Genomic DNA, 10,412 nt, shown 5'->3' with positions numbered 1-10,412 from the left:
TCGGTCATTTCATAAACTCCCTGGAGTATATCTATACTTCCAAACTGCTGAAATTATTTTCTTTTTCTCCCGGTGGTTTTCTTGCGGGGCGACTTCTTGCCTTTGACGGCGGTCGCTGATTTTTTCTTCGGCGGCTTTTTGGCGCCGAACGATTTCATCCGCTCTTTTATGAGCGCCGGGATTTCGGTCGGTGAAGCCGCCACCGGAATCCCGACTCTATTCAAGGCTTCAACCTTTTCTTTCGCTGTCCCGGAGCCGCCGGCAATTATGGCGCCGGCATGCCCCATCCTCTTTCCGGGAGGAGCCGTCCTGCCGGCTATGAATCCGACCACCGGCTTGTTCATACGGGCTTTAATAAATCGGGCCGCTTCTTCTTCGTCGGTGCCGCCGATTTCGCCAATCATGACGACCGCTTTGGTGGCGGGGTCAGCCTGAAACATGGAAAGAACATCTATAAAATTGGTGCCGATAATCTGGTCGCCCCCGATACCGATACAGGTGCTCTGTCCCAATCCGGCGCAGGTAAGGGCCCAGATCGCTTCATAAGTCAGGGTGCCGGAACGGGAAACGACACCGACCGAGCCTTTCTTCACAATATTCCCCGGCATAATGCCGACCTTCGATTCACCGGGCGAAATCAAGCCGGGACAGTTGGGACCAATCAGGCGCGAGCCGTTCTTTTTCACATAATCATAGGCTTTAAGCATATCATTCGCCGGAACGCCTTCCGTTATGCAGACCACCAGCGCAATGCCGGCATCGACCGCTTCATATATGGCGTCCGCGGCAAATGGCGGCGGGACATATATCACCGAGGTATTCGCTTTGGTTCGGGCGACCGCCTCGGCGACACTGTTGAACACCGGGATTCCGTTGACCGATGTGCCTCCTTTTCCGGGGGTAACGCCGCCGACTACCTGTGTGCCGTACTTTTTCATCTGCTCGGCATGGAAGGAGCCGTCACGCCCCGTAATCCCCTGCACAATGACCCGCGTCTTTTTGTTTATCAGGATACTCATCTTCCCACCCCCGCTTCCGTATTTTCGAGATTCGCCAGCCGGATTGCTTTCTTAACCACATTGTCGAGTGTATCGGCCGACTCCAGATTGACTTTCTTTAAAATTACCTTCGCCTTCTCTTCATTGGTGCCGGTCAGTCGCACCACAATCGGCACTTCCGGTTTCAGCTGTTCGTACGCCATCACAATGCCGGCGGCAACATCATCGCAGCGGGTAATGCCGCCGAAGATATTGATAAGTATCGCCCGGACATTGCTGTCGCGAAGAATAATTCTCATGGCGGTAAGAACTTTCTGCGGATTGGAGGAGCCTCCAATATCAAGGAAATTCGCCGGCTCGCCGCCGTAATACTTGACCAGGTCCATAGTCGCCATCGCCAGCCCGGCGCCGTTGACGATGCATCCGATACTGCCGTTCAATTTGACAAAAGAGAGGTCTCCCTCGCGGGCTTCCACTTCCGAGGGGTCTTCCGCATCCAGGTCGCGCATGGCGGCGACCTCTTTCTGACGATAGAGACCGTTATCATCAATATTTATCTTGGCATCGAGAGCCACCACTTTGCCGTCCGGAGTGGTAATCAGGGGATTGATTTCCACCAGTGAGGCATCTACTTTCCAATAGACATCATAAAGTTTGAGAATTATATCTGCCGCCTGCCGAATCTGATTAATATCAGTGTACAACTTGGCGGCAAGGTCGCGCGCCTGATAAGCGCGCAAGCCATAAACCGGATCGACGGCGAATTTATGAATTTTTTCCGGCGTCTTGGCAGCCACTTCCTCGATATCAACACCACCGGCGGCCGAGACCATGATAACCGGCTTCTTTTGAGCGCGGTCGATAATGATACCGACGTATGATTCCGTTACTATGTCGGCGGCTTCGGTGACCAGGACTTTCTTGACCGTCAGTCCTTTGATATCCATTCCAATAATTTTCTGCGCCCAGACGCGCGCCGCTTCTACATTTTCGGCGTACTGAATACCGCCGGCTTTGCCTCTTCCTCCGACATGCACCTGCGATTTAATCATGACCGGACGCCCAAAGGATTCGGCAATAGCGACCGCTTCCGCCACCGTGGAAGCCATTTTGCCTCGCGGCACCGGAATTCCGGCGGCCGCAAAAATATCCTTGGCTTGATACTCATGTATCTTCATTCAGTCTCTCCAGATATATTAGTTGCTTTATTCTTATTGTCTCGATTGGCAAGATAGGAACGGGCGAACTCCAGAAGTCTCTCCCGAACATTGTCGCCGGGCTCATCAAGAACTTTCTCCAGAAGGTAGTTCAGAATCTGGCCTATAAGCGGCGACTCGGCGAGCCCGAATTCGTCCATTAAATCATTTCCTTTGACGGCAAGGTCTCTTAATCCGAAAGGAGAGCGATTTTCAATCTCTTGGCGAATCTCCTTTTCGAACTGGTCGACATCGGCCGTGCTTCCGCCCCGTCCCTGCGCCACCACATCGGCGCGTCGCAGGTCGAGCAGGTCAAAAATCAATTCGGTGCCAACCCGGCGAATCAGACGGCGACGCCCTTTGTCGGTAACGGCGGTTGTGAACATATGCCGGTCAACCAGTATCTTCACACTTTCAATCAATTCGTTAGAATAGCGGAGGCGGCGCATGGCGCGCACGGCAGCCCGCGCCCCGGTTTTCTCATGACCGTAAAAAGTTGCGCCGGTTTCGGTCAATTGCTTCGCCTGCGGTTTGGTAATATCGTGGAATAGCGCCGCCAGGCGAATATGCAGTACCGCCGGGGCGGCATCGACCGTCCTCAGCGTATGTTCGAAAACATCATACATATGAAACCCGCCCGGCTGCTCCACGCCGACTGTCTCTTCCAGCTCCGGCAGAATCTGTTTCAGAAGGCCGCTTTCTTGCATCAGGCGGAAACCGAGTGACGGCTGTTCTGCCCGCACCAGCAATTTGTTCAGTTCGTCGGCGATTCGTTCCGGAGAAATCGTCGCCATCAACTCCGCATGCTCCATAATCGCCGCGAAAGTGACCGGCTCGATTTCAAAATGAAAGCGGGCGGCGAATTGAATAGCCCGTAGCATCCTCAGAGGGTCTTCGGTAAACGACTGCGGCGAAACCATCCGAATAATTCTTCGCTCCAGGTCAGCCCTGCCGCCGACCGGGTCAACAATTTCGCCTCCACCCAGCGGAATCGCCATGGCATTGACCGTAAAATCGCGGCGAGTCAGGTCCTCTTCGACCGGGAGATTCGGGTCAAAGGATACCGCAAAATCGCGATGCCCGACTCCCGTGGAGAATTCTCGACGCGGAAGGGAGATATCAAAGGTAACCTTATCATTCCCGAAATGTTGCGTAAATTTTATTACCCCAAAGGAACGCCCCACCAGGTCAACCCGACCGTGCCTCTGCAGAAGAGCCGCCAGTTCCTGATATGGTATCCCCGTTACCAGATAATCACGTTCCTTTACCGGCAGTCCCAGAAGATTATCGCGCACGGCTCCGCCGACCTCGTATATCTTCCCTTTCTTTAATATCGCTGTAACCACTTCTTTCGTAATCCTGCACATAATCAGTCAGGCACTATAACAGTCCCGGCGCTCCCTTCGAGCGCCTTCGCCGCCAAGTTGAACGACGTAATTATCACTTTCTTGCCGCCGTCGCGGATAAATTTTATTCCGGCTTGAATTTTGGGACCCATGGAACCGGGCGGGAAATGCCCCTCCTTCATATACTGCTCGGCTTCCGATACAGTCATCTTATCGAGCCACTTTTCATCGAGACGCCCGAAATTTATCGCGACGCGGTCAACTGAAGTCAATATAAAGAGAATTTCGGCATTGATATCCCGCCCTAAGACGGCCGATGCAAGGTCCTTATCTATCACCGAATCATATCCTTCCAGATTTCCTTTATCATCGATATAGACCGGGATACCGCCGCCACCACCACAGATGACTATGGTGCCGTTGCTTACGAGGGATTTTATAGTCTCTGATTCGACCACCGAAAGAGGAACGGGCGATGGAACCACGCGCCGCCAGCCGCGATTGGAGTCTTTCTTGACTACCCAGCCACGCTCCTGGGCGAAGCGCTTGGCTTCATCCTCTTTATAAAATTGACCCACAAATTTGGTCGGTTTGGATGTCTGCGGGTCATTCATATCTATCAGAATCTGGGTGATAATAGTTACCACGGGGCGAGTTATCCCTTCCTTTTTGAGGCGATTTTGAAGGGACTGCTCAATCATGTACCCCATGCCCCCCTCGGTATCGGCGACGCAGATTCCGAGCGGCAGTATGGGCGCCTGCCCCCGCGCCAGTTCAACGCGGAGAATGGCGTTGCCCACCTGGGGACCGTTGCCATGAGTAATAGCCAGATTGTATCCGGCTTTCAGAATTTCAATGATACCGTCAAGCGATTTGCGGGTATTGGCAAACTGGTTGGCGATAGTATCTTCCAGATCGGGGCGGGTGATGGCATTGCCGCCCAATGCCACCACCGCTGTCTTAAAACTCTTCGATGACGAATCCGTCATTTCTTCTTTGACCTGGCTTTCCCCTTGCGATTAGGAACAAAATGCTCTTTGAGAACATCGACCATATCCGGTTTCCCGATTTCCTGCAAATCATAAAAGACCCGCACTGAGGGCTTTTTTATCTTAATGACGCGGCGCAGGTCAATGGGGGTCGCCACGATTACCGCCTCGCATTCGGTGCGGTCAATCGTCTTCTCCAGGTCGGAGAGCTGTTTGCCGAAATACCCCATCGCCGGAAGAAGCGAGCCAATCTCCGGATATTTCTGGAATGTCTCTGTGATGGTGCCCACAGTATAGGGACGCGGGTCAACGATTTCTGATGCCCCATATTTCATAGCCGCCATCATCCCGGCCCCATATTTCATTTCACCGTGGGTGGTGGTGGGACCATCCTCGATGACCAGCACCTTCTTACCGCGGATAATCGCGGCATCTTCCACCGAAATCGGCGAAGCGGCGTCTATTACAGCCGCGTCCGGATTGTAGTACTGGATATTGCCGCGAACCTCGTTGATGCCTTCCGGCGGCGCAGTATCTATCTTGTTGATTACGATTACATTCGCCATGAGGAAATTGTTCTGTCCCGGATAGTAACTGATTTCATGCCCCGGTCGGTGCGGGTCAACCACGGTTATATGAACGTCGGGGCGATAGAAAGGCATATCGTTGTTGCCGCCGTCCCAGAGAATGACGTCCGCTTCTTTCTCTGCCTGATGGAGAATCAATTCATAATCAATTCCGGCATAAACGACAATACCGCGATTGATATGCGGCTCATACTCTTCCCGCTCTTCGATGGTGCAATTATGCTTGTCGAGGTCGGCATAAGTGGCAAAACGTTGACAGGCCTGCTTGGAGAGGTCTCCGTACGGCATGGGGTGACGGACCGCCACGACTTTGAAGCCCATATTCTGCAGTACCTGGGCAACGCGGCGGGTAGTCTGAGACTTGCCGCATCCGGTTCTTACGGCGCAGACCGCCACCACCGGCTTGCGCGATCTTATCATGGTCGGAAATCCCCCTTCGACCGCAAACCGGGCGCCGGTCGCCATGACATATGCCGCCTTGTCCATAACATAATCGTAAGGCACGTCAGAATATGAAAAGATGACTTCATCAACGTCATATTTGACAATCAGGTCCAGAAGCTCTTCCTCGGGAAAAATGGGAATACCTTTGGGGTACTGCGGTCCCGCCAGCGACCGGGGGTATCGTCTCCCCTCGATTTCAGGAATCTGGGTGGCAGTAAAAGCGACCACTTCAACTTCTTTGTTATTTCGATAGAGAACGTTGAAATTGTGGAAATCACGTCCGGCCGCCCCCATGATTATGATTTTTCTCTTTTTCATTTTTCTCATCTCCTTCAAATGGTTTGCTGTTTCAACTTCGGCCTTACCAGCGTCCTTTGAGTTCTTCAGATTGAAGACAGCAACCAGATGTAGGTTATGAGATAAAGGACCAAATGCATTCCTTTTTGTCCCAATATGAATTTGCAGCGCGCCATTACCGAATTTTTCCGTCTTATACCGAAAACCTCTTGTCAGTCATCTATCTGCGCCTTCTGGATTTTCCCCGAGAAGTCAACATAAATTGATTTCCACTCGGAAAAGACATCAAGACCGGCAATCCCGGCTTCCCGATGCCCATTTCCGGTCTCCTTGGTTCCGCCAAACGGCAGATGGACTTCGGCGCCAATAGTTGGAGCGTTGACATAGAATATGCCGGTGTACAGGTCGCGCATGGCAACAAACGCTTTATTTATGTCCTGAGTGTAAATCGAGGAAGAAAGTCCATAGGCGGTATTATTCCCCAGCTCAATCGCCTCTTCCAGGGAGCCGCACTCGGTGATGGAGGTGACAGAACCGAAAATCTCCTCCCGGAATATAGTCATATTGGGAGTTACATCGCCAAATATGGTCGGCATCGTAAAATATCCTTTGTCATAGGCGCCGCCGGTCAACCGTCCGCCGCCACACAGCAATTTGGCGCCGTCTTTGTTCTTGCCGATATCCATATATTTCAAAACGGTCTGCATCTGGCTCTCGTTTACAGCCGGACCCATATCAACCGTCTCATCAAGTCCGTTGCCCACCTTCAGCGCTTTGGTGCGGGCAACCAGTTTTTCCGTGAACTCCTTCAGCACTTTTTTATGCACAATCAGACGAGATGATGCGGTGCATCTCTGTCCGGTCGTGCCAAAGGCTCCCCAGACTGCTCCTTCCACCGCCAGGTCAACATTGGCATCATCCATCACAATAATGCAGTTCTTCCCGCCCATTTCGAGATGGCAATGGCGAAAATCCGTGGCGCATGCCTCCGACACCCTCCGTCCCACTTCAGTCGAACCGGTAAAGGAAATAACGCTGACATCTTTATGTTTCATAAGAGGGTCGCCAACATCTTTGCCGCTGCCGGTGACCATGTTGATGACGCCGGGCGGAAGACCTTCTTCTTCCATAATCTTGACAAAGTTATAAACCGAAAGCGGGGTATCGGTTGCCGGCTTGATAACGACCGTATTACCCAGCACCAGCGCCGGCATAATTTTCCACGACGGTATCGCCATCGGAAAATTCCACGGGGTAATCATGCCGCAGACACCCAGCGGCTGACGCACCGACATCATGAACTTATTGGGAAGCTCTGAGGGGGTGGTGTGGCCGAATTGACGTCGCCCTTCCCCCGCCATATAGAAGCTCATATCGATCGCTTCCTGCACATCGCCGCGCGTTTCTTTAAGAACCTTGCCCATCTCACGAGTCATATCGCGGGCAAGCTGTTCTTTGTCTTTGGCAATCCGAAGAGCGATACGGTAAATGATTTCGGCCCTTTTGGGCGCCGGCACCAACCGCCACTTCTTATATGCTTCTTTTGCCGCCGCCACGGCCGCATTGACATCATCCGGGGTCGATTTCTGGAAAACGCCGATGACTTCATCGGTGTTGGCGGGGTTGCGGTTTTCGAAAGTCTTGCCGGAACGGGAACGAACCCATTCGCCGCCTATAAAGTTCTTGTATTCAACAGGGCTGGACATGATTACACCTCAAGAAATGGGATTGCAGTTCAATTTTTTCCTGCCTCAAATATTGTGAAAATATTCACAGCATTTTATCAACAAGGTTTTTAATATATTTAGAATTTCAGAATTGTCAATTTATTTCATATCAGAAGTTTAGCCCGCCCCAAACAGCTTTGGTATCGGTTCCTGAAGCAGGCTATTTCCATCGCACGCAATCCCCTATAATCGGGTCAAGTTTTCAAAAAAAAGAAGCGGACATCAAACCCGCTTCCTTAATAACCTCTTGCATTTCCTGCAATTATACTTCCATAATCTCTTTTTCCTTTGCCGCCATCAGCCCATCTACCAAAGAGATATATTTGTCGGTCAATTTTTGAACCTTTTCCGCCCCTTTCTTATGCTCATCTTCGTTGATAGCTTTCTCTTTTTCGGCTTTTTTGAGATGTTCATTGGCGTCACGGCGAATATTCCTGATTGCCACCTTACCGTCTTCGGCAATCTTCTTGCAGTGTTTGACCAGCTCCCGACGTCTTTCTTCATTAAGCGAAGGAATCGGCAAACGGATAATATTCCCCTCCACGACCGGATTTAGACCAAGGTCAGCTTTCTGGATAGCCTTTACAATCTCGCCGACAATAGACTTGTCCCAGGCCTGAACCATCAAAAGGCGCGCTTCCGGCGCCGAAATTGAAGCCAGCTGATTGAGCGGCATGATGGTGCCATGATAATCGACTCGGACAGAGTCAAGTAATGCCGAACTGGCTTTGCCGGTGCGTAACGATGCAAACTCTTTCTGAATTGACTGAAAGCTCTTCTTCATCTTCTCTTCAGTCTCAGCATATATCTTTTCCGTCATCGGGGGCTCCTTTGACTTAAATTAATATATTCTGTTGCTTTTACCGGACAACAGTCCCGATTTCCTCACCCATTATTATCCGGCGCAAATTTCCTTTTTTGTTCAGATTGAATATGATAACGGGAATTTGATTGTCTTTGCAAAGAGTAATAGCGGTCAGATCCATTACCCCCAGTTCCTGCTGGACGACATCCATATAGCTCAATTCGCGGTAGAAAGTGGCATGGGGGTCTTTCATCGGGTCAGCCGAAAAAACGCCGTCAACCTTGGTTGCCTTAATCAGCACTTCGGCGCTCACTTCCATCGCCCGCAAAGCGGCGGCGGTGTCGGTGGTGAAATAAGGGTTGCCGGTTCCGGCCGCAAAAATTACCAGGCGCCCTTTTTCCATATGCCGAATCGCCCGCCGGCGTATATACGGCTCTGCGAATGATTCAATATTTACCGCCGACATCACCCGGGTAAAAATGCCCAAGTGTTCCAGCTTATCTTGCAGGGCGAGGGAGTTAATGACAGTGGAGAGCATCCCCATATTGTCGGCCGTGACTCGGTCCATTCCGGTACGGGATGCCGAAACACCGCGAAAAATGTTGCCGCCGCCGACAACAATTCCCAGCTCCAACCCCAGGCTTTTAATTTCTTTGATTTCTTCGCAGATATATTCGATAGTCTCAAGGTCAATTCCGAATTCGCGATTTCCGACCAGCGCCTCTCCCGACAGCTTGAGAAGGATTCGCTTATATTTCGGTCTTGAACCTTGCTCCATCTTTATTCCCCAAGTCGGAATCGGGCGAATCGTTTCACCGAGATATTTTCGCCGATTTTGGCAATGGCGTCATTGATGATGTCGGTGATAGTTTTCTCGCCGTCTTTGACAAAAGGCTGCTCCATAAGGCAGACTTCGGCATAGTATTTGTCGAGTTTGCCGGCAACGATTTTATCGAGAATTTTCTCCGGCTTTCCCTCATTGAGAGCCTGCTGGCGATAAATAGCCGTCTCCGCTTCAATCACCTTGGGGTCGAGCCCATCGCGACTGACAGCCAGCGGATTTGTGGCGGCAATCTGCATGGAGATATCTTTGGCAAGGGCGCGGAATTCCGTCGTTCGGGCGACAAAATCGGTTTCGCAGTTAAGTTCCACCAGGACGCCCAGTTTGTCGCCGGGATGAATATAGGAGGCGATTACACCTTCTTTGGTGCTTCGCCCGGCTTTGCTGGCGGCTTTGGCGATTCCTTTTTCCCGCAGGTAATTGATGGCTTTATCGAAGTCGCCGCCGGTCTCGGTCAGGGCTTTTTTACAGTCCATCATACCGGCGCCGGTTTTTTCCCGTAGTTCTTTAACCTGTTGCGCTGTTATTTCCATTGTTAGAAACCTTTCTAAATCTCTTCTTCTGGGGATGTATAGGAGCTGAGTCGCTCGCCGGCGGAGGAATCCACCGACTGCATGATTTCCTGCTCCGAAACCGACTGGCGCGCTTCAATGGCGGCATCGACAAATGTCTTGGTGATGATACGAATCGATTTGATGGCGTCATCATTGGCGGCAATGGGGAAATCGATCGGGTCCGGGTCGGCATTGGTATCTATAACGCCGACAATCGGGATACCCAGTTTGGCGGCCTCCGCCACCGCTATTTTCTCTTTCTTGGCATCGACCACAAACAGCAGACCGGGCAGGTAATTCATATTCTTGATACCGCCCAGAACCTTGTCAAGTTTCTGCATCTCGTTCTCGAAGTGGGAGATTTCTTTCTTGGTGAATTTGCTCATCTCCCCTTCTTCTTTCATCCGCTCCATACTCTTGAGCTTCTTGATGGAAGCTTTGATGGTGGTGAAATTGGTCAGCATACCACCCAGCCAGCGCTCCGTGACAAAAAACTGGCCGCAGCGTATCGCCTCTTCCCGAATCACATCTTTCGCCTGTTTCTTGGTTCCGACAAACAGAATAGACTGCCCGCGGGAGATAACCTCTTTCGCTTTCTGACAGGCCATCTTGATGGCGTCCAGCGTCT

The 10,412-nt window shown here is 51.5% G+C and carries 10 protein-coding genes; all 10 read right to left on the bottom strand.

From position 1 onward, the window contains the following. Positions 1–53: 53 nt before the first annotated feature. Positions 54–1,019 (bottom strand): succinate--CoA ligase subunit alpha, encoded by a 966-nt coding sequence (gene sucD / locus AB1690_00510; protein MEW6013784.1) that lies wholly within the window; start codon positions 1,017–1,019, stop codon positions 54–56. After that, the gene (gene sucC / locus AB1690_00505) at positions 1,016–2,176 is read right to left on the bottom strand and encodes an ADP-forming succinate--CoA ligase subunit beta (GenBank protein MEW6013783.1); all 1,161 of its coding nucleotides are present in this window, start codon (positions 2,174–2,176) and stop codon (positions 1,016–1,018) included. The genes sucD and sucC overlap by 4 nt, the downstream gene beginning before the upstream one ends. Then, the gene (locus AB1690_00500) at positions 2,173–3,561 is read right to left on the bottom strand and encodes a CCA tRNA nucleotidyltransferase (GenBank protein ID MEW6013782.1); all 1,389 of its coding nucleotides are present in this window, start codon (positions 3,559–3,561) and stop codon (positions 2,173–2,175) included. Before AB1690_00500 ends, sucC begins: the two co-directional genes overlap by 4 nt. 2 nt (positions 3,562–3,563) lie before the next feature. Further along, positions 3,564–4,529 (bottom strand): carbamate kinase, encoded by a 966-nt coding sequence (arcC, locus tag AB1690_00495; protein MEW6013781.1) that lies wholly within the window; start codon positions 4,527–4,529, stop codon positions 3,564–3,566. Continuing rightward, complete coding sequence (locus tag AB1690_00490) at positions 4,526–5,878, bottom strand: cyclic 2,3-diphosphoglycerate synthase (protein MEW6013780.1); 1,353 nt, start codon at positions 5,876–5,878, stop codon at positions 4,526–4,528. The genes arcC and AB1690_00490 overlap by 4 nt, the downstream gene beginning before the upstream one ends. Positions 5,879–6,069: 191 nt before the next feature. Beyond that, complete coding sequence (locus tag AB1690_00485) at positions 6,070–7,563, bottom strand: aldehyde dehydrogenase family protein (protein MEW6013779.1); 1,494 nt, start codon at positions 7,561–7,563, stop codon at positions 6,070–6,072. A 283-nt stretch (positions 7,564–7,846) separates the two neighbouring features. Then, positions 7,847–8,404: a ribosome recycling factor gene (gene frr, locus AB1690_00480; GenBank protein ID MEW6013778.1), complete on the bottom strand. Its 558-nt coding sequence runs from the start codon at positions 8,402–8,404 to the stop codon at positions 7,847–7,849. 40 nt (positions 8,405–8,444) lie between these two features. Then, positions 8,445–9,167, bottom strand: coding sequence for a UMP kinase (gene pyrH, locus AB1690_00475; GenBank protein ID MEW6013777.1), 723 nt, complete (start codon positions 9,165–9,167; stop codon positions 8,445–8,447). Between the two features lie 2 nt (positions 9,168–9,169). After that, on the bottom strand, positions 9,170–9,763 hold the full coding sequence (tsf, locus tag AB1690_00470; protein MEW6013776.1) for a translation elongation factor Ts: 594 nt from the start codon (positions 9,761–9,763) through the stop codon (positions 9,170–9,172). A 14-nt stretch (positions 9,764–9,777) separates the two neighbouring features. Beyond that, on the bottom strand, positions 9,778–10,412 hold a 635-nt coding region (rpsB, locus tag AB1690_00465), incomplete at its 5' end, for a 30S ribosomal protein S2 (protein MEW6013775.1).

The organism is Candidatus Zixiibacteriota bacterium (assembly GCA_040753495.1).
Taxonomy (GTDB): Bacteria; Zixibacteria; MSB-5A5; order GN15; family PGXB01; genus DYGG01.
This window is presented reverse-complemented; position numbering and strand designations above follow the sequence as displayed.